The organism is Trichocoleus sp. DQ-U1 (assembly GCF_039961925.1).
Classification (GTDB): domain Bacteria; phylum Cyanobacteriota; class Cyanobacteriia; order Cyanobacteriales; family FACHB-T130; genus FACHB-T130.
This window is the reverse complement of the sequence record NZ_JAMPKB010000004.1, coordinates 41,333-64,298: the sequence shown is the minus strand read 5'-3', so window position 1 is coordinate 64,298 and position 22,966 is coordinate 41,333. Positions and strand designations below refer to the sequence as shown.

Annotated in this window: 20 protein-coding genes; 12 read left to right on the top strand and 8 right to left on the bottom strand. The window is 47.5% G+C overall.

Annotated elements, in window-relative coordinates; translation table 11 throughout:
- Window positions 1–56 precede the first annotated feature (56 nt).
- The 8 genes from NDI34_RS02775 to NDI34_RS02740 all read left to right on the top strand — a co-directional run bounded on the left by NDI34_RS02775 (window position 57) and on the right by NDI34_RS02740 (window position 8,468).
- Window positions 57–1,211 (top strand): glycosyltransferase, encoded by a 1,155-nt coding sequence (locus NDI34_RS02775; protein ID WP_190530367.1) that lies wholly within the window; start codon window positions 57–59, stop codon window positions 1,209–1,211.
- Window positions 1,212–1,371: 160 nt separating this feature from the next.
- Window positions 1,372–2,121, top strand: a complete 750-nt coding sequence (locus NDI34_RS02770; RefSeq protein WP_190535423.1) for a sugar transferase — start codon at window positions 1,372–1,374, stop codon at window positions 2,119–2,121.
- Window positions 2,122–2,674: 553 nt separating this feature from the next.
- A complete protein-coding gene (gene gmd, locus NDI34_RS02765; RefSeq protein WP_190410680.1) occupies window positions 2,675–3,754 on the top strand; it encodes a GDP-mannose 4,6-dehydratase in 1,080 nt (359 codons plus the stop codon).
- 129 nt (window positions 3,755–3,883) lie between these two features.
- Window positions 3,884–4,828: a GDP-L-fucose synthase gene (locus tag NDI34_RS02760; protein ID WP_190410679.1), complete on the top strand. Its 945-nt coding sequence runs from the start codon at window positions 3,884–3,886 to the stop codon at window positions 4,826–4,828.
- 161 nt (window positions 4,829–4,989) lie between these two features.
- Window positions 4,990–5,562: a 5-formyltetrahydrofolate cyclo-ligase gene (locus NDI34_RS02755; protein ID WP_348231777.1), complete on the top strand. Its 573-nt coding sequence runs from the start codon at window positions 4,990–4,992 to the stop codon at window positions 5,560–5,562.
- Between the two features lie 241 nt (window positions 5,563–5,803).
- Window positions 5,804–6,682 carry a carbohydrate ABC transporter permease gene (locus NDI34_RS02750; protein ID WP_348231776.1) on the top strand — a complete coding sequence of 293 codons (879 nt, stop codon included), beginning with the start codon at window positions 5,804–5,806 and terminating at the stop codon, window positions 6,680–6,682.
- Window positions 6,683–7,010: 328 nt separating this feature from the next.
- Entirely contained in the window at window positions 7,011–7,487 is a 477-nt protein-coding gene (locus NDI34_RS02745) for a hypothetical protein (protein WP_190535420.1), read from the top strand.
- A gap of 363 nt (window positions 7,488–7,850) precedes the next feature.
- Window positions 7,851–8,468 (top strand): ElyC/SanA/YdcF family protein, encoded by a 618-nt coding sequence (locus NDI34_RS02740; RefSeq protein WP_348231836.1) that lies wholly within the window; start codon window positions 7,851–7,853, stop codon window positions 8,466–8,468.
- An 86-nt stretch (window positions 8,469–8,554) separates the two neighbouring features.
- On the opposite strand, the gene NDI34_RS02735 is transcribed toward NDI34_RS02740, so the two are convergent.
- Window positions 8,555–10,069 (bottom strand): CIA30 family protein, encoded by a 1,515-nt coding sequence (locus NDI34_RS02735; RefSeq protein WP_348231775.1) that lies wholly within the window; start codon window positions 10,067–10,069, stop codon window positions 8,555–8,557.
- Window positions 10,070–10,151: 82 nt separating this feature from the next.
- On the opposite strand from NDI34_RS02735, the gene NDI34_RS02730 reads away from it, so the two are divergent.
- Both NDI34_RS02730 and NDI34_RS02725 read left to right on the top strand, forming a co-directional pair.
- A complete protein-coding gene (locus tag NDI34_RS02730; RefSeq protein ID WP_348231774.1) occupies window positions 10,152–10,697 on the top strand; it encodes an HAD-IIIA family hydrolase in 546 nt (181 codons plus the stop codon).
- Between the two features lie 298 nt (window positions 10,698–10,995).
- Window positions 10,996–11,916 (top strand): alpha/beta hydrolase, encoded by a 921-nt coding sequence (locus tag NDI34_RS02725; RefSeq protein ID WP_348231772.1) that lies wholly within the window; start codon window positions 10,996–10,998, stop codon window positions 11,914–11,916.
- Between the two features lie 53 nt (window positions 11,917–11,969).
- Here the strand turns inward: NDI34_RS02725 and NDI34_RS02720 are convergent, their stop codons facing one another.
- The 3 genes from NDI34_RS02720 to NDI34_RS02710 form a co-directional block, all read right to left on the bottom strand.
- On the bottom strand, window positions 11,970–14,423 hold the full coding sequence (locus NDI34_RS02720) for an HD family phosphohydrolase (protein ID WP_348231771.1): 2,454 nt from the start codon (window positions 14,421–14,423) through the stop codon (window positions 11,970–11,972).
- A 241-nt stretch (window positions 14,424–14,664) separates the two neighbouring features.
- A complete protein-coding gene (locus NDI34_RS02715) occupies window positions 14,665–15,552 on the bottom strand; it encodes an ADP-ribosylglycohydrolase family protein (RefSeq protein ID WP_348231770.1) in 888 nt (295 codons plus the stop codon).
- 92 nt (window positions 15,553–15,644) lie between these two features.
- Window positions 15,645–16,337, bottom strand: coding sequence for a hypothetical protein (locus NDI34_RS02710; RefSeq protein WP_190410671.1), 693 nt, complete (start codon window positions 16,335–16,337; stop codon window positions 15,645–15,647).
- Between the two features lie 308 nt (window positions 16,338–16,645).
- Between NDI34_RS02710 and NDI34_RS02705 the strand changes: the two genes are divergently transcribed.
- On the top strand, window positions 16,646–18,013 hold the full coding sequence (locus NDI34_RS02705) for a mechanosensitive ion channel family protein (protein WP_190410670.1): 1,368 nt from the start codon (window positions 16,646–16,648) through the stop codon (window positions 18,011–18,013).
- 64 nt (window positions 18,014–18,077) lie between these two features.
- Here the strand turns inward: NDI34_RS02705 and NDI34_RS02700 are convergent, their stop codons facing one another.
- From NDI34_RS02700 to NDI34_RS02690, 3 genes are all read right to left on the bottom strand, one after another.
- Window positions 18,078–18,905, bottom strand: coding sequence for a DUF3153 domain-containing protein (locus tag NDI34_RS02700; RefSeq protein ID WP_348231769.1), 828 nt, complete (start codon window positions 18,903–18,905; stop codon window positions 18,078–18,080).
- 56 nt (window positions 18,906–18,961) lie between these two features.
- Window positions 18,962–20,269 carry a metallopeptidase TldD-related protein gene (locus tag NDI34_RS02695; protein WP_190410915.1) on the bottom strand — a complete coding sequence of 436 codons (1,308 nt, stop codon included), beginning with the start codon at window positions 20,267–20,269 and terminating at the stop codon, window positions 18,962–18,964.
- A gap of 291 nt (window positions 20,270–20,560) precedes the next feature.
- Complete coding sequence (locus NDI34_RS02690; RefSeq protein ID WP_190410669.1) at window positions 20,561–21,085, bottom strand: tetratricopeptide repeat protein; 525 nt, start codon at window positions 21,083–21,085, stop codon at window positions 20,561–20,563.
- Between the two features lie 333 nt (window positions 21,086–21,418).
- On the opposite strand from NDI34_RS02690, the gene NDI34_RS02685 reads away from it, so the two are divergent.
- Window positions 21,419–21,979: a hypothetical protein gene (locus tag NDI34_RS02685; RefSeq protein ID WP_348231768.1), complete on the top strand. Its 561-nt coding sequence runs from the start codon at window positions 21,419–21,421 to the stop codon at window positions 21,977–21,979.
- Between the two features lie 24 nt (window positions 21,980–22,003).
- Here the strand turns inward: NDI34_RS02685 and argB are convergent, their stop codons facing one another.
- Window positions 22,004–22,897 carry an acetylglutamate kinase gene (gene argB / locus NDI34_RS02680; protein WP_190410667.1) on the bottom strand — a complete coding sequence of 298 codons (894 nt, stop codon included), beginning with the start codon at window positions 22,895–22,897 and terminating at the stop codon, window positions 22,004–22,006.
- Window positions 22,898–22,966: the final 69 nt, after the last annotated feature.

Here is a 22,966-nt window from a genome sequence, read left to right as displayed (position 1 = left end):
AGGAGTGAGTAAAATTTACACTCAGCCCTTAAGTACGCGCAACTGTGAAGTCAGCTTTGTCATTAAAATATGCTCTCGTCCATGAATGGTTGACCCCCGAAGCTACTGGCGGGTCAGAACTCGTTGTCCGTGAAATCCTCAAGCACATTGATGCCGACCTCTATGCCCTAATTGACTTTGAATCCACCAATCCTGAAAGTTATCTCTTCAATCGCCCCATTGGCACCACATTCCTGCAACACTTCCCGAAAGCCCGTAGTGGCGTCCAAAAATATCTCCCTCTATTGCCGCTAGCAATTGAACAACTAGACTTACGCGACTATGACGTAATTCTCTCCTCTGCCCACGCTGTCGCCAAAGGAGTCCTCACCAGCCCACAACAACTGCATATCTGCTACTGCCATACGCCCATGCGCTACGCCTGGGATTTAACTTTTGATTATCTAGACAGTAGCCGACTAGGGCGGGGTCTCCCAGGCATCCTGACGCGGTATCTCCTTCATCAACTGCGTCAGTGGGATGTACTCTCCGCAAACCGCGTTGATTATTTCATCGCCAACTCCCAACACACCGCACGTCGCATCTGGCGCTGCTATCGGCGGCAAGCAGAAGTCATTTATCCACCCGTCAATGTTGAGCGGTTTTCCTTTCAGCCCCAAAAAGAAGATTTTTACCTCACCGTTTCCCGGCTGGTGAGTTACAAGCAAGTATCTTTAATTGTCCGATCTTTTAACCAACTGGGACGCCCGCTTGTGGTGATTGGCACGGGGCCGGAACTTGACGAAATGCGCCAGCTAGCGAAACCCAATGTAAAAGTGCTAGGGTCACAACCAGATGATGTTGTTGAGCAGTATATGGCTCAAGCAAAAGCATTTGTATATGCAGCCTGTGAAGACTTTGGCATGGCGTTGGTAGAAGCCCAAGCTTGTGGCACTCCTGCGATCGCCTATGGTGCTGGTGGGGCATTAGAAACCGTTCTGGATATTCGGGAACACCCGACACAGGGAACTGGCTTATTTTTTCCAGCCCAAACAGAAGCGGCTTTGATAGAAGCGGTAAAAACCTTTGAAGCATCGCAAGGATTATTTAATCCGGAGATTGCTAGAGTCCGCGCTTCTCAGTTTGCCCCTCAAACTTTCCAGAAGCGCTATCTAGCCTTTCTAGAGAGCTGTTATCAAGAATTTCAGTCATCCTCAGCCATTCGTCCCTAATCATCAGTCATGCTCTTTAGCCGATTGCTAAAAACCCATGACTAATGACCAATGACCTATGACTAATGACCAAATTCTACTTTCTGGGACTCCATTAGCTGTCTTCAGGCGTCTTGTGGCTTTATGATCGGGACTGTGTGGTGTGAAGTGAAGGAGTAAGATGACTGCCGAAAGCCAACTTATCTCCGGCAAGATGTTGTGGGCGTTCGTGAAGCGAGGTTTTCAACCACTCGCGCCGACAGGTAGGCCCAGAGGTTTGAGCAAACAGCAAGACCTCCCCCTACAGCGTCTAGACCGAGATTTCGCTAAGCGATGTTTTGATGTTCTGTTTTCACTGTCGGTTTTGATTTTGTTTTCTCCCGTTTACCTGTTGTTGGCCTTGCTGATTGCTCTTAGCACACGAGGTCCCATTTTTTATGTCCAGGAACGAATCGGGAAAAATCATCAGCCTTTTGGCTGTCTCAAATTCAGAACGATGGTGCCAAATGCAGACGAAGTTTTGCTGCAAATGATGGCAACCTCACCTCATCTGCGTCAGGAATTCGAGGATAATTTCAAACTCAAAGACGACCCTCGAATTACATGGATTGGTAAATTCCTACGGGTAACTAGCCTGGATGAGTTTCCCCAATTCTGGAACGTTCTTAAAGGGGACATGAGCGTTGTCGGGCCAAGACCTCTCGTTGCCGAGGAGTTGTCAAAATACGGACATCACATTGACAAAGTGCTGACGATTCGACCTGGAATCACCGGATTATGGCAAGTTTCTGGGCGCAATGACATCCCTTATCCGCGCCGAGTCCAGATAGATGTCTATTACGTCAATGCCAGGAATTTCTGGCTGGATTTGTGGCTAGTTGTAAAAACAATTGGCGTTGTCGTTTCCCCCAAAGACAATGGTGCCTACTGAAACATAGCTAATGTTCGGCAATCTATAACTCAAGTCAAGTTCTTTGAACAACGGCTCCTACAGCTTTCCTCCTTGTGTAGAGAGAGCTGTAGTATTTTGTCGTTCATCGTTTGATGAGTTAGTACAGCGCTGGGAGTTACGCTTGCCTCTACAGCAGGTAAACTCTTCATGTCTAATTTCAGAGTTTAGATAAATTGGTTGTTGTAATGGCGATTAATTAATTTGTGTCGCTCAGAATTTATGCAACAGGTATTGTAGGTACTCTTGCAAGAAGCTTTTCCCCTCTTCTTTGCTCAACATTTAGTCCACCGTCGAAATACGTAAGTCTTATTGCCGAGGCTTAGAAGAATCTACGTATATTCCTGATGTTGCGCCAGAGATTTTGCGTTAACGTAAGGAGTGAATTAAGGATTTCCTCTACTTACAGAGGGATTTTTCATAAATTTGGGTGCAAGTGACTCTTGCTGCAATGTTAGCGAGAGAAAGCTTACAGGATAATTACCAGTTACTGTTAAGACGATTGTTTCGTCACAGGCTATAGGGAATACTAAGTATGACGCAACGCAAGCGAGCGCTAATTACGGGCATTACGGGACAAGACGGTTCTTACTTGAGCGAATTTTTGCTTGAGCAAGGCTATGAGGTTCACGGGATCATTCGCCGGACTTCTACATTTAATACAGACCGAATCGATTATATGTATGAAGACCCTCACAAAGAGGGGGTGCGGTTGTTTCTGCACTATGGCGATTTAACCGATGGCACAACTCTACGCCGGATTTTAGAACAAGTCCAGCCGGTAGAAATTTATAATTTAGGTGCCCAATCCCACGTCCGCGTTAGTTTTGACTCGCCGGAATACACCGTTGATGCGGTTGGGATGGGGACGCTACGCCTTTTGGAAGCGATTCGGGACTACCAACAACGTACTGGCATTGAGGTACGGTTTTATCAGGCGGGTTCTTCTGAGATGTTTGGTAAGGTACAAGAAGTGCCTCAGAAGGAAACCACACCGTTTTATCCTCGCAGTCCTTATGCTTGTGCGAAGCTTTACGCTCACTGGCAAACGGTGAATTACCGAGAATCCTACGGGCTGTTTGCGTGTAACGGGATACTTTTTAACCATGAAAGTCCGCGGCGAGGAGAGACGTTTGTAACGCGCAAGATTACCAGAGCGATCGCTCGCATTGTTGCCGGGAAGCAGAAAAAAATCTACCTGGGCAATCTCGATTCCAAGCGGGACTGGGGCTATGCAAAAGACTATGTAAGAGCAATGTGGCTGATGCTACAGCAACAGGAAGCGGATGATTACGTTGTAGCCACAGGAGAAACTTACTCCATTCGTCAATTCCTGGATATTGCCTTTGAACACGTCAATCTAGATTGGAAAGACTACGTAGAGTTTGACGAACGCTATTTGCGCCCAGCGGAAGTAGATTTACTGATTGGCGATCCCACGAAGGCGCACCAAAAGCTGGGTTGGAAACCATCGGTTACTTTTGAAGAATTAGTTCGCTTGATGGTAGAAGCGGATATGCAAGCTTTGGGCTTGAATTGTCCAAATGGTAATGGTTCGCACTCACCTCTGGATCTTGCTACGATTCGCCAGAATGTAGGTAGTATGCACGATTAAGTCGTTTTGACTTGTAGGGGCAAGAGCGATCCCCGTTCCCTACTGAGTAATGAGTGATGAGTTAATGCAAAACTCATCACTCATCAATTTTTGGAGATATCCTGAATCCAGTGGAGGATGGCAAGAGATATGGCTACTTTAGATTTAAGCGATAAACGGATTCTCGTCACTGGCGGAGCTGGTTTTTTGGGGCGTCAGGTCGTAGATCGGTTGTGTAAAGCCGGAGCCGATCAAAACAAGATTACGATACCGCGATCGCGCGAGTACGATCTCCGCTCCTTAGAACACTGTCAACGCGCCGTTGAGCAGCAGGATGTCGTGATTCACCTCGCCGCTCACGTCGGTGGCATCGGTCTGAATCTGGTAAAACCCGCTGAATTATTCTACGACAACCTGATGATGGGCACTCAACTGATTCATGCTGCCTATCAAGCAGGGGTTCAAAAATTTGTTTGTGTAGGGACTATCTGCGCTTATCCCAAGTTCACGCCAGTACCATTCAAAGAAGATGACCTCTGGAATGGCTATCCGGAAGAAACTAACGCCCCCTATGGCGTTGCGAAGAAAGCTTTACTGGTGCAACTCCAATCCTACCGGCAGCAGTACGGCTTTAACGGCATTTACCTGTTACCAGTGAACTTGTACGGCCCGGAAGATAACTTCGATCCCAAGAGTTCCCACGTGATCCCCGCCTTAATTCGCAAAGTCCACGAAGCTCAAGCTAGAGGCGATAAGCAGCTACCTGTATGGGGCGATGGGAGTCCCACTCGTGAGTTTCTCTACTCTACAGATGCGGCTTTGGGTATCGTCATGGGTACCCAGGACTACAATGGCGCAGAACCCGTCAATTTGGGAACGGGTTATGAAATCTCTATTAAGGATTTGGTAGAACTGATTTGCGAACTGATGGGCTATCAGGGCGAAATTATCTGGGAAACCGATAAGCCGAACGGTCAACCGCGCCGCTGTTTAGATACAGAACGGGCGAAGCAAGAGTTTGGCTTCACAGCCCAAGTGGACTTCAAGCAAGGGCTGAAGAACACGATCGATTGGTATCGGCAGCACGCTGAGTAAGCGTGAAAAACTCGCCAGTGTAAAGAACCCGTTTTGCCGAACAAAACGGGTTTCTGCGTTGTCAGGAGCGAAAATAGCGATCGCAAAATAAGTCCGCAGGATATCGAGTCACGGAATGGACGATAGCCCCCCCTCGCCACAAACCTTAAGTTATAAGACTTGTGAACAAAGTCGATCATCAACTGGATAAACAGCAATTGAGGCGATCTCTTCTCAAAACACGGCAATTGCTGCCTGTAGAGGAATGGAGAGAAAAGAGCGATCGCATCTGTACCCACCTGGAATCTTCCCACCTATTTACCCAATCCAAAACGGTCTTAGCTTATTTCAGTTTTCGGCAAGAACCTGACCTTAGCCCTCTCATTAGCGCTCGTCGCCAATGGGGATTTCCTCGGTGTGTTGGCGATCGTCTTATTTGGCATCTCTGGAAACCTGGAGACTCCCTACAAAAAGGTGCCTATGGTATTCTTGAACCGCACCCAGATAGCCCTGTTTTACACTCAACAGAGGTAGATTTAATTCTTGTGCCATCTGTAGCTTGTGATGTGCGGGGATATCGTTTAGGTTATGGTGGTGGTTATTACGATCGCTTGCTCAATTCATCTGAATGGGCAACCAAATTAACTATCGGCATTGTCTTTGACTTTGCTTTTTCCCTAGAGTTGCCAATTGATAGCTGGGATAAATCTTTGCAGGGCATCTGTACAGAAACGGGGTTGAGGATGATGCGATGAAATCTCAATTTCTCAATTTTTATTTTTTAATTTCCGCGCAGAGGACATTGTCCTCTGCGCTCCAACCACCTACTTAGAACAAGCATTTGATTAGACCAATACACTTACTATAATATGACTTAATTAGATTAAAAGCAAGATTTTTCCAAAAATAAACATCATAAATTATTAATAATAATAGAAATAATTATTTATTTTTTATTGACTGATTCCAATTAAAGAAAACAGCTATTGTCACCCAATGATAAATTCCAAAACTCAAAAAACAAACGCGATATATCGCGTTTTTACAACTCAAAACTCAAAAGTTAAAACTTTTTGGATGTATGGGTTCCTGGGAGCGATCGCGCTAGTGATGCTTTTTCCTCTACTTTGGCTCATCAGTACTTCCTTAAAATCTCCCACTGAAAATATCTTTCAGTTCCCACCCCAGATAGTGCCACAAGAGCCGACATTCCAGAACTTCATCACCGTTTGGCAAACCAATCCCTTTGGTCAGTATTTGTTCAACAGTACCCTGGTGGCAGTGCTGACAGTGGGCTTAAATCTGCTATTCTGCTCGCTTGCCGCTTACCCCTTGGCACGGCTGGATTTTCGGGGGCGGGACATGGTTTTTGCGGCTGTCGTCTCCACGATTATGATTCCGTTCCAAATCGTGATGATTCCCCTGTACATCTTGACCGTACAGCTAGGTTTGAGAAATACCTATTTGGGTGTTATTTTGCCAAGCATCGCCTCTGCCTTCGGGATTTTCTTGCTGCGGCAAGCATTTCAGGGCGTGCCCAAAGAACTAGAAGAAGCGGCTCGGATGGATGGCTGCTCGGAGCTAGGCTTGTGGTGGCACGTCATGCTTCCAGCAATTCGCCCAGCACTGGTAACGCTGGCAATTTTTGTCTTTATCGGTTCTTGGAGTGACTTTCTCTGGCCCTTAATTGTCCTCGACCGACCCGAATATTACACCCTCCCCTTAGGCGTCGCCACCCTTGCCGGGGCATTATCTCTAGATTGGCGACTGGTTGCAGCGGGTTCTGTCATTTCCATTACTCCAGTGCTGCTTGTCTTCCTCTTTTTGCAGCGATATATTGTGCCGACAGATGCAGGGAGCGGCGTCAAAGGTTAATGGTGCTTCAGATCAAGGCGATCGCGCAAAGATTTATCAAAGCACCCTATCCAACCAGAAATTTCCCTTAGAAACAGAGCGGTGCTACTGTTAGCTTTATTTTCAGTTCCAAGAGTCCTGAATTCGATTGAAAGCGATCGCGCACAAAAGATTTAAGTGGATTCACCTCGATTTAAGTCATGCAATCAGGTGATGGAAACTCACCCAATCGGGTGAACTTTGTGGGAACAACCTGGCTGTTTGCGAAATTTCAATGACTCAGATGGATGTTTCAGAAGTACCTAATTTAAATTCTTGCAGCGATTTCCTTCAGGAGCAGTCACTCTCTATGATTCACCACATTTCTCTCCCCGCTGAAAATCCCCTTCACGTCGCCAATGTCTTTGCAGAGATATGGAATGGGAAGGTTGCCCCATTCCCACCAAATCCAGGCAGTTATATCGTTATTGCTGGCGATGAGTACGGGACGATGATTGAGATTTATCCGGTTGGTACCGAAATGATACCTGGTGAAGGTTACGAGCAGGCAGCATTCATTCAAAACGTTTTGTACTCACCGTTTACAGCTACCCATGCTGCCATATCTGTACCGACGAGCCAAGAACAGATTGAGAAGATTGCCACCCGTGAAGGCTGGCGCGTGCTGCGCTGTAACCGGGACTCGTTTTTTGATGTGATCGAGTTGTGGATTGAGAACAAGCTATTGATTGAACTGCTACCCCCGGAGATTGCCCCTCAATACGTAGCATTTATGCAGCCACAAAACTTGGAGAAGTTGTTCTTTGCCACTGCTAGCGCAGCGTGAAACGTGGATTAGACAGGCTGGGCGTTTCCTACTCTGCCTAATTAGACAAAGTTGATTCGCTCGTTAATCTTTCAAATTCCGATCGGAAGAACAACTGAAGACGTAGAGGTATAGAAATTAGTTTTCTTCCGGATATAGCTACGTTGTCTATGTAAAACAAAGATTAGTTAGATGCACCCTGATGTTTACCCCTGGAGACAAGCCAGGGGTTTTTCTTTTTAAGGGGTTATTTTGACCGATTGATATTTTCCGGAGTTGGGATGCAATTCCTTGAGGCTAGCTAGAACAGATTTCTGATAACGTTTGGGGGGAGTTTGATTGAGCGTGCGTCAATGGTTTTTGTCTTACTGGCGTCGTGTTTTTCTGCTCCTCTTGTTGGGAAGTGCCGCGATCGCTCCAGCGACGATCTACTATGTGAGTGCAGTTACCAGAAGCGATCGCTATACCGATCCTGCCCAAGTTCCGGCTGAGCGTGTCGCCATTGTTCTTGGTGCAGGCGTATTGCCCGACGGTAGCCCCACACCGATGCTAGCCGATCGGGTGGAAGCGGCTGTGCAACTTTATCAGATGGGTCGCGTTAAAAAACTCTTAATGACGGGCGATAATAGCCGCACCGACTACGATGAAGTGAGCGTGATGCAGCGCTACGCAAGCGATCGCGGTGTACCGGCTGCTGATATTACTCTGGATTATGCTGGTTTCAGCACTTATGAAAGTTGCTATCGCGCACGAGAGATTTTTGGGGTGACGCAGGCGGTTGTCATCACGCAGCAGTTCCACCTGTCACGCGCCGTGTATACTTGCCGTCAATTAGGTGTGAATGCGATCGGCTTGGGTACACCCGATTGGGGACGGTATGGAGATGGGGTAATGAAATCCTATACGACGCGGGAAGCACTCGCGACTGTAAAAGCCGTTTTGGAGGTGAATCTTCTCCGTCCTCAACCAACTTTTCTAGGACAATTTGAGGGAATTAAGTAGGGACAAGCAAATGTTTGTAAAGATAGTAGACTTCTTGCACGCAGTTGTTTTTTTGTGAAACCGCAGATGCAAGAAGTTTTGTTGTTTTAGGATTTGATTGCTGGAATGCGATCGCTTTGCAAGCTAGAGAATAAGCTTTCCCAGTCGGGAGAACTTTGACTCTCTTGGGCCTCTTTTACCTCAAAGGTGAGATTACAGGCTTTGGGTTGTTCTAGCGATCGCACGCACAATTCGGCAATATCTTCCCGGCTGACTTTGCCCCGAATATTGTCACCTTGCTCGAAAATTAACGCCTTGCCTCCCGGTTCTTCAGTCAACGCACAAGGTCTAATAATTGTGTAAGGAATTCCACTTTCGCGGATACTGTCTTCCCCGCGCAATTTCCAAGTAAGGATTCCTCCTAGTTGGTCATTCATTCTCACCGCGGGTGGTTCTTCCTCTAAATTAATGCCAGGACGATCAGGACGAGTTACACCTGCCGAACTGACCATGATAAATTGAGGCACCGCGCCGCCATAAGCTTTGATAGATTCCACCTGCAAAACAAAGCCTCCCGGTGAAAACTTTGGATTTAATTCTCCGTCGTATTCAAACTTGCTCAGCATCAACTGGAACGAGCAAATTTTGCTAGGGTTAATTGCTTCGCCTTCTTGCAAAGTTTTGGCGCGAAACACGGGAGTTAAGTCAGCGAAGGGAACGCGAACATCGATCCAGGTATTGGCTACGGTATCAAAAGAATAAGAATAAGCAACCCCATCCCATCTGGATTCAGTGCGGATGAAAAATTTGTAGCGTTTTCCATCGCCTCTGAGGCGCAATTCCACACCCTCGTATCCTGCCAAATTTATCGGAGTGTCAAAGTTACGGGTACGGACGGAAGCAAAGCCACCAGAGTTGTCGGTTGACACGTTGCCAGCAAACAGGGCTGTGCCTTCCACCAGTTGCATCGCACTCTGGCTTACGCCACCCATAACGACATCATCCACCGCACCCCATGTATCTTTGATGTCATCGGAGGGGTTGCTAAAATCAAACACCACTTTTTCGACAGATCCCCCCTCCGTAAGAGGAGTGAAGGAGTTGGCAGCAACTTGCACTAAGTTCTGGATGCCTTGATAATCCACGATTTCCGGGCTGTCAACGACTTCGGGCATATAAAACTTGATACCCTGATAATACTTCGCCCGATCTGGTGTATCGCCCTCGACTGGCTGTACCCGAACACCAGTGCAACAAATTACAGCACTAACGTTCGACATCATTTCCGGAGTCAACGTTTCTGGGATGGTGATGTCTCCCTCAAAGAGTTCTACGTTGTCGCCAAGCATTTCCCGCGCTTTCTGAGTATTTCTGACGAGGGCACGCACTGGATAACCCCGTTCAACCAGTCGCCGCACGACTCGTTTACCGACACCACCCGTCGCCCCAGCAACCAGTATCACTCCCACGCGCTTTCCTCCAGTAGGTTTGTCTTGATTATCCTTGGTGCGACCTTGCAGTAACCGCTGAAGGCAGTTGAAGAAAGGAATCACCTCGAAATAGGTCAGCGTTTGCAAAAATCTGCCGAAATCCCATTTAGATCGGTTATTTTGATTCGTCATTTTCTTGTAAGATTCCACGTTCTTAGCTGACTTTTCCCCTTATCTTGGTTTAATAGCCAACTGACTTGAAAACAACTCTCTAATGGAGCAAGATCCTTCATCTGTCAATGCTGAGACTAACTTACTCATCCTCGATCTTGATGGCACCGTGCGATCGCCACTCTCAAATCACAAGTTTATCCAGCGTCCCGGCGATCAGCAGATTATTCAAGGCGCTGAGGGAGCGATCGCTTACTTTGCCGCGACTGGCTGGAAAATTGTCGGCGTAACCAATCAAGGGGGTGTCGCCAGTGGTAAAAAATCTCTGCAAAGTTGCATTAAAGAGCAGCAATACACTTTGGGATTATTACCAGAGATAGAAGAAATTTATTTCTGTCCTGACTTTGAAGGAAAAAAGTGTTTTTGCGTAACCCCCAGCGATATTGTTAACTACAGCCAGCACTCTGAATCTGGAAAGTTTCGCAAACCGAATCCAGGAATGTTGAATTTGGCAATACAAAAGCACTTGCCAGAGAAGGTTTTAATGGTAGGCGACCGCTCGGATGACAGAAATGCTGCAAAAGCCGCAGGTATCAAATTTCAGCAAGCAGAAAGCTGGAGACAAACTTATGGCGATACTGACGTTTGAACGGATGGGAACAGGATGCGATCGCCAGCGGACGGACGCGAATTAGACTACACTACTCGATGTGCGATCGTATCCTCGCTTTCAATCTCGCTCTGTTGGGTGAGTTAACAATTACTGTTCCCGAATCAGTTATTGCTCTTTACAGTTGTAATTGCCATTGATTTTGCTCCAGTAAATACAGATTTATAGGCTACTATTTCCTTTAGCCTAAAATTAGCTTTTTTTAACGCAAAGGCCACCAAGGTAAGCACAAAAGTACGCAAAATTAAAGATGTAAGCTTAAGGTTTGTTAGCGCCTATGCTTCAGTTTCAACCGCCTGGTTTTGAGCAAAAAGTCATAGAAACCTCCCTCGGTTCGATGGTTTACTATACCGCAGTAGAGGAACCGTGGTTAGGGCAACGACAAGCTGAATTGCCACCGTTAATCTTCCTGCATGGTTTTGGTGGTGGAGCATCTGCCTACGAGTGGTCGAAAGTGTACCCGGCTTTTGCGACGACTCACCGCATATTCGCCCCAGATTTAATTGGTTGGGGAGAGTCGGCTCATCCAGTCCGAGATTATCAAATTTCAGACTATTTGAAGACGCTAACGGAGTTTATTGAAAAAGTTGCGATTTCTGGAGGAGAGCAAAGTTTTACCCCTGTAAAAGTGGTGGCATCTTTGCTATCGGCGGCGTTCGCTATCCGTGTGGCTATTGAACGTCCAGAGTTATCCCAATCGCTATTTTTAGTATGTCCGTCTGGATTTGCCGATTTTGGGCAAGATGCTGGGCGCAGATTACCGCTTCAAGTAATTGGAACTCCGCTGTTAGATAAGCTAATTTATACGCTTGGGGCGACAAACGACGTGGCGGTGCGGAGTTTTCTAGAACGCTTCCTATTTACTAAGCCAGAACGATTGTCGGAAGAGATAGTAGAGGCTTATTTGGCGTCAGCGCAGCAGCCAAATGGGGAATACGCAGCGCTGGCATTTTTGCGGGGCGATCTTTATTTTGACCTCGCCCTGTATATCCAGCAATTGACGGTGCCGACTTTTATCCTGTGGGGTGAGGAGGCACAATTTATCAGTGTGAATCTAGGGAAACGTTTGGCTGCACTCAATCCAAAAGCAATTCGCCGGTTTCAGCCAATTGTAGGAACGGGAGTGCTACCTCATTTAGAGCAACCAGAAGTCGTAATTGGACTGCTTCAAGGTTATTTCTCAGCAGCGAATTGCTAATTGTGTTTTTCTCAGCCTGCGAAGTAGAGCGCAGCTACGCGAATCCTCTTCTATTAAACGGATGCTTTACATCCTTTGTCTGAGCTAACCGTAAATTTGGGATAAGCAATGCGTTGGTGATTATATTGTTGCCAGACTTGGACGAAAACTTCCGCAATGCGGGATAGTTCTTCTCGCGTTAACCCAGACTCAGCTAACTGGCTGTCTTGCCAACGGGCGCGGAGAATTTTGTTAATCATGGAGAGGGCTTGTTCTGGAGTCGCATCTTTAAGCGATCGCAATGCTGCCTCACAGGAATCTGCCAACATCATTATCCCCGTTTCTCGCGACTGAGGAATCGGCCCATCATAGCGGAAATCTTCCTCCCGCACAATTTTCGTCGGGTCTTTCTCGGCTATCTGCTGCGCTTGGTGATAAAAATAGGCAATCAACATTGTTCCCTGGTGTTCCGGGATAAACCCCTGAATTGCCTTGGGCAAACGGCATCGCCGCGCCATTACCATGCCCTCAGTTACGTGTTTTTTGATAATCTCAGCACTCTTCCAGGGGTCATTAATTTCATCATGCTTGTTAGGACCGCCCATCTGATTTTCAATAAATCCTAATGGATCGTGCATTTTCCCAATATCGTGGTACAAAGTACCTGCTCGAACAAGTTCTACATTGCAGCCCAGTTCCCGCGCTGCGGCTTCTGCTAGGGTGGAAACGAACAGCGTATGTTGAAAAGTGCCGGGAGCTTGGGCGGCTAAACGTTTCAACAAGGGACGGTTGGGGTTCGCGAGTTCCGCCAGACGAATCGGTGTCACCAAGTCAAAGACGTGTTCTAGATAGGGACTCAGACCTAGCCCCACAATACTCCAGGCTAAACCGGAAAAACCGCATAAGGCAGCTTCTTGGAGTACGGTGTACCAAATTGAACCCGTTGCGGCACCGAGAATCAAATTCACAATCAGGTAGACAGTGCCTTGAGTTAATCCGACGCCAACGCCAAGGAAAGCGAGTTCTTCGCGCGATCGCATTTTCCCTGCCAGTAAGCTCATCATAATTCCACCCGCAGCACCCGCCACCAAACAATCCCAAGTAATGGGCAGGCTAACCGATAACACGCCACCCAGCAGTCCCACAACGGTGACACCCAACGCAGAACCGTAGAAACTGCCCACCAATAAACCAACTGCTGGCAAATTCGTATAGCGAATACCCAAACTCACTAGCACTGGCGTACTCAAAGTCAGCAGCAATATCAGCAAGTGATCTCGTTGCCGGATTTGGGGATTAAATCGCCGTTCCACCCGCCAGAACGTACACACGCCACCCGTGACCAGAATTCCAAAACCAATCAATCCAGACCAGCTAAGGCTCCGGCGGCTTAATTGAAAATACTCTAACAGCACAAAATCTTCCTGGGAGATGGTTTCACCGGCGCGGACAATCACCTCATCCTGCCGAACTGCGATCGTTTGCAGTGCCACCGCTTTTGCTGCCTGTTCTGCCAGTTGTTTCGTTTGTTCTGGATCTTCTATTAAGTTGGGGCGCAGTCCCCAGAGCAACATTTGGGTTGCCACCGGCTCAGCCTCCGGGGGAACGAGCAAATTCATTTGCACTCTCAACGCTTGCTGTAAGATACTGTCAGGCAAGCCTGGGGGAATCCCTTGGGTGAGCATCCGTTCGGCAACCTGGGGGATGCCGGTTTTTGTTTGCTGCCAAGCTTCATTCGATAAGTCAAGCAGGGAGGCATCGTAGCGCCTTTCTGGATTGCCATCTGAGAAGGCGGCGACAGCTTTGGCGTATTGCGCGCGGGCTTGGTTAATCGTGCTTATTAGGGCTAAAAAATCTTGAGGACTTGCGGCCTGGTGGTAAGCTTGGAGTTCGGCAACAGCAGGGGTTGCGGAAATATTCGATTGACCGTTGGCATCTGGCAATAACCCTGACTGGGGTTGATTCACTTTCATGTCAGTGTCCACCGCTGCCAATATGGAGCGCCACTCCCACTCCGCGCACTTGCGGAGGTCAATCTGAGTGGCAGCAGACAATATGGCAGTCGGAACCATTGGAAAAGAACCGGCTAGTTGTCGGAGGTCGTCGGCGGTACGAAGCGATCGCTCCAAATCATCGTAAACTTGTTCGGTTACGTCTTGCTGGATCGTCAAGACGGGCACGGCACCTGTGCGGGCTGCCTTCCGTTTTTCTTCTGTGGTGAAAGTATCTACGACATTAGCGTCAAAGGTTGCCCGAATCGTCTGCGGTGCTATCTTGCCGACGGCGAGCTTTGGCGCATTGTAGTAGCGCTGCCCCATTGTTCCGGTGAGGGACACCACTGCCAGCAGCCAAACAATCCGAGGACGGTTTCCGCGGTTTTGGAGAGTAGCGCCAAGACCTAATCCTAGACCTTGCCCTGGTATAGCGGCAGGCGAATCAACAAGTCGGGAAGGTAAAAGACTGCGAAGGGGCTGGTACGTCCGCCGCCATTGATCAAGCTGGTGCGTCAATGACTGAAGCGTCTTCATGTTTATAGTATGGCTGTCGTTTTAGGCGACAGGAGTGATGGTAGCGAAAAGTAGATTGGCATTCATAAAAGGCACCTTACAGCAATCTTTACCCTTAATGGCACCCCTTTGTTGGCTTCATCCTACCTTACAAAACACTGCCTAAATTGCCTATCCCCCTTGGGGGATTTATCCGATTAAATTTAATTTTCTTTGACCAGCTTAGCTTGCATGGAGTAGCGATCGCTGGTATTAAAAAAAATTAACGCCGTTGAATTACATGGGGCGCTGCTACAGCGCTGATTTGCTGGACTTGCTTTGCTGTTGAGGCATCATAAACACCAGACCAAACAGCAAGGAGATTGTCTGCTAGTTGAAACAACTGAGCATCTGAGGCGATTCCCCACTTAGGTTGATTCCAAGATAGCCGCCATCTCGCAGGAATGCCCACTGTACCGTTATATGCTCCTGACAAAGCACCCGCGATCGCGCAGGTAATCGGGGGTTGGTAGCCGCTACGGGCAGCACGGGCGACACTCAGGCGAAAATCTTCTAGAGTACTGAGGAAGCAGTAAAAACCCAGAGCGATGGGGGTACTCTGAGGCTGGGCATTCCGACATAGTTGAGCGATCGCTATTTCTAAGCTCGCATTTTCTGCTAATAAAATTTGGACTTGCTCTAATTGTTGCACCAGAGGCGTCTGGGAATCTCCTAAGAAGGCAAGGGTTTTGGGAATCAAAGTAGCCCGATTGAGTTTTTCTCGAAGGCATTGAGCGATCGCGTATCCCACTGCTAACGCCCCATCTCTTAACTCTGGCTCATCTTGCCAGATGCTGACAACTTGTTCTAAATTTTGCCGCAGTTTGGCTTTATATTCATGGGAGAACAGCACAATCGGCAGTGTGGCAATAATCGCTCCTGGCGTAGGCGCGTTAGCACTGTTCGCGTCTATCTCCACAAATTTTTCCGTGAGGTGACGCCAATCTGCTAAATCGAATTTACCCCGCTCAATTAAGCTTTCTGCACCCCAAACTGCCATTTTGCCCCAGCTAGGAGGCTGCTGAGACTGTTTTTTGCTCAAAGGGGTGAAATCCCCGAATGCAGCGCCCAACAAGGTGCCGCGAAACCGACTTAACAGAGAGTAGCGCATGATTTCTATCGTAGAGGCGATCGCGACTTAGACAGCGTTCTCTCAACATCTGCCGTGCTATAGTTTACCGTCTCCCCAGTAGAATCGCATCTTCACTGAAAATTTTCCCTTGTAATGACTTCTCCCGTTTGGATATTTTTCAAAAAAGGAATGCCTATCCAAACTTCTATCGAGAAATTATAAGATGAATTGTAGTCATCGACGATATAACATCCATTAAAACTGCGAGTTTTCTTCAGGGAAATATTCCAACTCGGTGGAGAAATACTCCAATATTTAGCTTTTTCACTAGATTCGTTTTGTAAATTTGTTTTACTAATTTTATAAGGAACTTCAATAATATCGATTAAATCATAAGCATATTCATACTTATCCAAAATACTTAGAATATCTTCCCAACTTTGAACTTTTATTTTTTTGTCAAAAATTCGTGAATTCAGCCAAGAATTACCAATTCCAACCAGTTGTTTCGCGATTAATTCTACCCGATGCTTGTCTTGCTTGAGAAACTCTAAATCTTCGGGAAGTAATACCCTGTTGGGTAGAATAGTCCAAACTTCAAAGGAAGTCTCTGTCTCTGTATCAAATGAGAAAGTAGATTTTTTTATACCTGGTATGTCTTCAAAAACTTGCACAGCACTAATGGGTGCTAGGGAGTCTAAGTATTTAGATTTAGTAGAACCTATTTCAACTTCTGGTAAATCTTTTGGGTAATTCTCAGCTAAATGATAATCTGGAGCCTTACATAGCTCTTCTGGAAGATAGGATTTTGTTGAAGTTTGCACTGCGCTTCTCCATTGGAATAATTTTTGTTTCAACAGAGTAGCAGAGCGGGTAAGACTATTCAGTGTTGCAGTTTACTAAAAATAAAGAGTTTTAATTATCAATTATTTTCATCCGCCTAAAGACAGATAAAAAAATGAATAACGAACACCAAGCGATCGCTCATCAAATTTTATAGACGGAAAACAAGTCAAGTATGGGGAAGAGAAATGCAACAACTGAAACTTAGAGTAAGATTCCCTATCTATAGTAAGAATTCAGATGCCAAATGCGCGAATTATGCTAAATTTGGTCGTCCTTCGGAATGGATATGAAAATTCTTTTTCATCGTTGCACTTGGCAGCAAGGCTCACAGCGACTCCAGATTTTAATGGTTATCACTGGCATTTTCTTCATTACCATTCCATCTGGACTTGCCCAGGAGGCTACCTCGCCAAAATCCACACCCGTAAGGATTTCAACTGAAGAACAATATTTTGCTGATGTTGTTGTCAGAGGACGCCCAGTTTTTCAAGTAGGTAGTTTATCGGGAATCAGCGCTCAAGAGCGATCGCAAATTATTAATCGGCGGATTGCCAGTATACTGCTGCAATCAGAGGCTTTGGGGCAAGTCACCGTTAAACCAGACAATCCACGGAAGATAGCCACCTTACAACTCAATAACCGAGTCTTAATGTCAGTAACTCAACAGGACGCCCGCGACTTTGGGGTGTCTGTAGAGGTGCTTGGCGAGAAATGGGCGAACCAATTAAATCAAGCTTTCAAAAAACCGCCCCTAGCCATTGATGTTGGACAGCGACTTTATCTTACGGTGAGCGATCTAGTACGGGATGCCATCAGCAGCTTGCCCTCAATTTTAGGGGCGCTGGTAGTTGTTGGCATCACCTGGGTAGGCGCTAGAGGCGTGCGTTACATAGCTTTGAAATGGGCGCAGAAAGAGACAGAAGGCGATCGCAGCACAGAAATTCTGATGGGGCGAGTGGGATACGGTGGAGTCTGGGTTATTGGCTCTGTCATCGCTCTAGGCGTCTTGGGGCTTGACATTGGGGCCTTGCTGGGAGCCTTAGGACTCACTAGCGTAGCGATTGGTTTCGCCCTCAAAGAGGTTTTCAGTAACTACATTTCCGGGATGATTTTACTTGCCGCCCGACCTTTTCGGTTAGGCGATCAAGTGACGATCAAGGAATTTGAGGGAACCGTTACTCAAATCCAACTGCGGGCAACCACTCTAAATACCTATGATGGGCGGAAAGTGTATATCCCGAATCAAGAAGTTTTCCTTGCCAGCATTATCAATAACACAGCTTTCAAGCACCGCCGCAGTTCGGTTACAGTTGGCATTGCCTATGGTGCCAATATCTCTACTGCTAAACAAGTGATTACTGATGCCGTTCTTAAAGTCAAAGGCGTGCAGCCAAAACCAGTGCCAGAAGTCCTTGTCCGGGAACTGGATTCTGGAAAGGTGAATTTGGAAATCCGCTTTTGGGTGAATTCTCGGCGTTTGGAGTTTTTAGAAACCACTTCTAAAGCGAATGAGGCGATTAAAGAAGCCTTGCACAAAGCGGAGATTGAAATACCTACCGAAATTTATACATTGTTGGTACGCAAATCGCAGACTGAGGCTGATGTCTACCCCACCGACTGGGATTCCCAGAAGCGGCTTCCGAACGGCAAGTAAGCTGTTCTAGGCTCCCAGTCTGTTAGCTCCGAATGTTAGCTCCGAATAAAGCGCGATCGCTTTTTTACGGCACCTGTGGCACCGATGGGGGTGCAGAACTGACACCGCTTCCCTTGCCTCGGTTGTATTTTAAATAAAACCCTGCCACTACTAACAAGATAATCATCAGGGTACCAATACCGAGGGGACTGGGAAGCCAGAATACCGCCTCAAGATGGTTCACCTCACCGGGTTTGAGCGTCCAAACTAACAGATGGCCTTTCTCTGAGATAACTGGGTTGAGTGCATTCTCCGCCTTCTCAACACTCCGCGCCCCCCAAGGGGTTCTCAAGCTAAAGTCCAAATCGAACAGCGAACCGGGACTAACGATAACGTTACCGTTAGTAGAAAGAACGCCGAGCGATCGCAAATCCAAATCGTAGCTTAAGCGATTCCGTATCCAGAACAGGAAATTCCCCTGTCTCAGACTCAGGTGGGAATTAATCTTTGGTAAATCTGTATCTGTCGCCGCCTGAGAACCTTTCTTTGCCGAGGGATTAAAAAACTGGTTAAACTTCTCCTCCAGTTCCGCACCGCTAGCAAACGGAATTGTCACCACAACTTCCTGGTTTGAGATGCGCTTCGTTTTCCCTTGCAATTGTCGCGCCCGACGCTGAAGGCTATCTAACCATTCCTGTGCCTGCTCGCTGCTCAATGCAGTCAGTTGTTCGCCCAACTTGATATGCTGGACAATCTCGCCCCGGTTCGGATTCTCGAACCTCACCCCAGCATCATACTGAACGCAGCCCGACAGCAATACGACCGCTAACAGCATCGCCCAAAAAACCCGCATTTTCGGCAATACTTTACCGAAAGCACCCCTCGCACTCCGACTCAACACAGCTAACTTCACGCCTTTCTCTCCTCCTTACTTCTCTGGTTGCCTTCTCTCGTGCCGGAAGTCGTTCGTTACCCTTGCCGCGCCGCTACACCCAACTGCTGGAACAACAAACTCGGCAAGAAACTACCCCCGCCTACCCATTCCGGCTTATCGCCCAAATCCACCAAATTTTTAAACGCCTCAAAAATACTACCAGCCACCATCGTATTCTTGACTCGACCGACAATCTGACCTTTTTCTACCTTGTAGCCTAAATCCAGATTGACAGAAAACTCTCCCGCCATTTGATTCGACTGTCCAGCACCGAGAACCTGATCCACAATCACCCCCTCATCCATGCTGGCAATTAAATCCGCTGTCGATGTCTTCCCAGGCGCAAAGCAGAGATTTACTAACTCTGGGCTGGGACGCGACAAACCACCCCGAAAGCCGTTTCCTGTTGACTCACAGCCAGCCCTGGCTGCCCAGCGCCGATCCCAATAAAATTCTTTTACCGTGCCTTTCTCGATAAGCACTTTGCGACGGGTGGGCGTTCCTTCATCGTCAAAAGCACAGGCAGATGGCCCGATGCTGGGATCTTCAAATAAATTTAAGCGTTCGTCAAATAGGGTTTCGCCCAGTTTACCGACCAGAGGAGAGGCTTTTTGGACGATACTTTGACCGGAGAGAACCGTTTTAAATAGGCGTCCGATGGCACTAGCGGCAGCTCTAGGATTAAACAGAACGGGGAAAGATCCGCTCTGAATGGTCGCTGGCTGCTCTGCTAGAGCGTATTTTCGTAACAAATCTTCTAGAAGGCGATTAAAATCTGGGACGCCTTCACGGGCAATATCGGAGCTATAAACCTGGAGAAAATCTTCACCCCGTACCAAATTCCCCGAAAGGCTGGCACTGACAACTTGGCTAGTGCGCGAGGCGTAGACATCCGCACTGGTTGCAATTTTTACGTTATTTGTCCGGACGTGGAACCCCACATCTACCAGAATATCGGAGTTGTAGTCGTGGATTTGAGAAATTAAGCGATCGCCCACTTCCACTAATTCCTGGGTTGCTGGTGGCGTATATTTTTTTTCCGGTTCCGTCACCTGTACATCCGCAGCAAATTCAAACTCAGCCTTGTCGCCAATTTCTGAAGTTTGTACGGCAGCATCCACCAAATCTTCCAGCCGCGTCAAGTCTGTGGAACTGGCAAAACCCAGCCTCCCCTCGTGTAGCACCCGCAGCGCGACTCCTTGCAGTGCTTTGGTTTGCAGGGATTTTAAGCGATTGTTTTCAAACTCAACTGGTGTGTCTTGGCTTGATAGATAGTAAACCTCAGCGGAGTCGGTTCGTCCCTTCGCCAATTTCAGAATCTGCTCCAGCGTCGCATCAGTCACCATCTCAGGTTCTCCCGCTTCACCCATACCATCTTAAAGCTACCAGAGGGACTCGTCGCACTACTGCCCTAAATACCGCTGTAAAGACAGACAGGAAGTTTACCGACTGCTGCTAATTGTTCTACGACTTTTAATTGGAGAAAAATCTCCTCAACAACTCAAACAGAAGCTGGATTTGCGATTAGATGAATTTTCCCAACCTAGGAAAGCCCATCCAGTCACGCCATATTGGGCATAAAAAAAGGTTTGCGGGAAGCCAAACAAGAACCCAATCACAGATAAAATTAGCGTTCAAAAATTAAACCAAGCTAATCCACCGAGTGTCAAACCAATGGCAACCAAGGCAACCCAAATAAACAAATTGTCCTTGGTATTTACTTGGCTGAGATCGATGGGTTCCGGTTCTGGACGCTTTTGAGGAGTTTTCGTAGCACCCTGAAGATTGCTCCCCCGGCGAAATTCCGGTTCGCTGTCAGCGAGAGTTGTGAGATCGGGAATCTCTGTCAACCATTCTGGACGCCTGCTGAGTTGCGGGGCTTCCATAATGTAGAGTAGGCGACGGCTTTGCTTGCTAGTTTGTGGATCGGGATGATGTCGCAGCTGTTTGCAGAGGGCGATCGCTTCTGTTGTTTGTCCTGCTGCTTCGTAAGCCGTCACCAGCCAAATCAAGATTTCTCCTCCCAATCGGGAGTTTCGAGTCACCAAGCTACTTGCCTTCTCTAAATGCTGCACTGACTGGCGGTAATTTCCTCGCTCAAATGCTGCTGTGCCAGTCTGGTACTCGGTTCTAATAATTTCCTGGGTTTCTGAATTCACTGTGCCAATCGAATTTAAAGAGAACTTTTTTGTGCTTTGTACGTCATCACCGATAGCCTCTTTAAATTTTAGCGAAGCAGATTATCCTGTAATCAGGACGGCTAAAATCAATTGCCTTTGCCAGGGTTTTCGAGAGCATCCAAAGACAAAAATTGCAAGCTGCCAGCTCGGAAGATTTATCGTCTGTAAGGGGTGGTTTCTGTTTCGTTGTTTCAACATCACCCGTTCAGGTGAATCAACGAGGGGAATTTTCCTCGCCTTGCCAGGGTTTATCTTAAGAAGTCATTCAAAATTTCATACTTAGCACCATCCAAAAGATTAGGATGTAAAACCATGCTCAAAACCCTACCTCTGCCGTTGCATCGTTTTCATCGGTTTTGCCTTGCCACCGGCTTAGCACCCTTGACGCTGGGCATTACGGTACTAACCGGGGCGATTTCCCCAGCAAAGGCACAATTAATCATTCAGCAAGGCGTGCCTACTTATGGATTTCCCCAGCATGGAGTTCCCCAGCAGTCATCAGGTAGCTTTGTTTATGGCAGTCCGATTCCCAGCCCGATTCCGATCAACCCAACGACAGGGATGAGCGATCGCGGATCGAGTAATTACTATCGAGTCAATCCCAATCCCTATCCGAGTTATCCCGACTACTATCAGGGTTATCCCAACTCTTATCCAAGTTATCCCGACTATTACCAGGGTTATCCCAACTCCTATCCGAGTTATCCCGGCTACCCGGTGGGATCGCACAGAAGAGTCAACAACTCGACACTGATCAACCCCACCTTAATCAATCCCCAGATTCGGGATTCTATCCTGATTAATCCAGTGATTGTGAATCCGCGAGGCAATCGCAGACGCTTCAACCAACCCAGGCAGATTATTATTCGTTAATCGCGCACGCCTAAGTCATAAACCCTAAGTCATAAACTCAGAGGCGATAATCATCGAGCCGATACCGGCGTCGGTGAAAATTTCTAATAGCAGTGCGTGGGGAATACGACCGTCAATAATATGAGTAGCCCGAACGCCTTGAGCAAGCGATCGCACGCAACATTTCACCTTGGGAATCATCCCACCGCCCACGATACCCTTCTCAATTAGACGCCTCGCTTCGGCGATATCCACTTTGGCAATCAGAGTGGAGGGATCTTTATAATCCTGCAAGATCCCTGCTGTATCTGTGAGCAAAATCAACTTTTCTGCCCCCAAAGCTGCCGCAAGTTCCCCAGCTACGGTATCCGCATTGATGTTATAGGCTTGTCCACTGTCATCGGTTGCCACGCTAGACACTACAGGGATATATCCGCTACTGACCAGTGACTGCAAAAGCTTGATATCAATACTGTTCACTTCTCCCACAAAACCAATGCCCTCTACCCCTTCTGGTCGGGCTTTGATCAAGTTGCCGTCTGTGCCGCAAAGTCCAACAGCGGAACCGCCAGCACGGTTAATTAAGGAGACAATTTCTTTATTGACCCGACCCACTAAAACCATTTCCACCACCTCCATTGTGGCGGCATCGGTCACGCGCAGGCCATTTTTAAATTGGGGTTCGATTCCCAGTTTGCCCAGCCAAGAGTTTATTTCTGGACCACCGCCATGTACCACGACGGGACGCAAGCCTACACAGGATAAGAATACAATGTCGCGCATTACCTTATCTTTGAGCGAAGCGTCTTTCATCGCCGCGCCGCCGTATTTAACGACAACGGTGCGACCGGCAAATTGCTGGATGTAGGGTAGTGCTTCGCTTAGCACTCGAACGCGAGTCGCTTCAGCTTTCTTGAGGTATTCGCTATCGTTAAGCATTGCTTAGCAGGATGATGCCAGTAATCGTTTTCTAGAAGTTTAGTGCATACTGGCGTCTGCGGCACGATT

Excerpts from the sequence above, each read along its gene's own strand:
- NDI34_RS02725 (WP_348231772.1), top strand. The coding sequence starts at position 10,996 with ATGCTTCAGTTTCAACCGCCTGGTTTTGAGCAAAAAGTCATAGAAACC.
- argB (WP_190410667.1), bottom strand. The coding sequence starts at position 22,897 with ATGCTTAACGATAGCGAATACCTCAAGAAAGCTGAAGCGACTCGCGTT.
- NDI34_RS02715 (WP_348231770.1), bottom strand. The coding sequence starts at position 15,552 with ATGCGCTACTCTCTGTTAAGTCGGTTTCGCGGCACCTTGTTGGGCGCT.
- NDI34_RS02750 (WP_348231776.1), top strand. The coding sequence starts at position 5,804 with ATGATAAATTCCAAAACTCAAAAAACAAACGCGATATATCGCGTTTTT.
- NDI34_RS02760 (WP_190410679.1), top strand. The coding sequence starts at position 3,884 with ATGGCTACTTTAGATTTAAGCGATAAACGGATTCTCGTCACTGGCGGA.
- NDI34_RS02705 (WP_190410670.1), top strand. The coding sequence starts at position 16,646 with ATGAAAATTCTTTTTCATCGTTGCACTTGGCAGCAAGGCTCACAGCGA.
- gmd (WP_190410680.1), top strand. The coding sequence starts at position 2,675 with ATGACGCAACGCAAGCGAGCGCTAATTACGGGCATTACGGGACAAGAC.
- NDI34_RS02745 (WP_190535420.1), top strand. The coding sequence starts at position 7,011 with ATGATTCACCACATTTCTCTCCCCGCTGAAAATCCCCTTCACGTCGCC.
- NDI34_RS02685 (WP_348231768.1), top strand. The coding sequence starts at position 21,419 with ATGCTCAAAACCCTACCTCTGCCGTTGCATCGTTTTCATCGGTTTTGC.
- NDI34_RS02735 (WP_348231775.1), bottom strand. The coding sequence starts at position 10,069 with ATGACGAATCAAAATAACCGATCTAAATGGGATTTCGGCAGATTTTTG.
- NDI34_RS02770 (WP_190535423.1), top strand. The coding sequence starts at position 1,372 with ATGACTGCCGAAAGCCAACTTATCTCCGGCAAGATGTTGTGGGCGTTC.
- NDI34_RS02720 (WP_348231771.1), bottom strand. The coding sequence starts at position 14,423 with ATGAAGACGCTTCAGTCATTGACGCACCAGCTTGATCAATGGCGGCGG.
- NDI34_RS02730 (WP_348231774.1), top strand. The coding sequence starts at position 10,152 with ATGGAGCAAGATCCTTCATCTGTCAATGCTGAGACTAACTTACTCATC.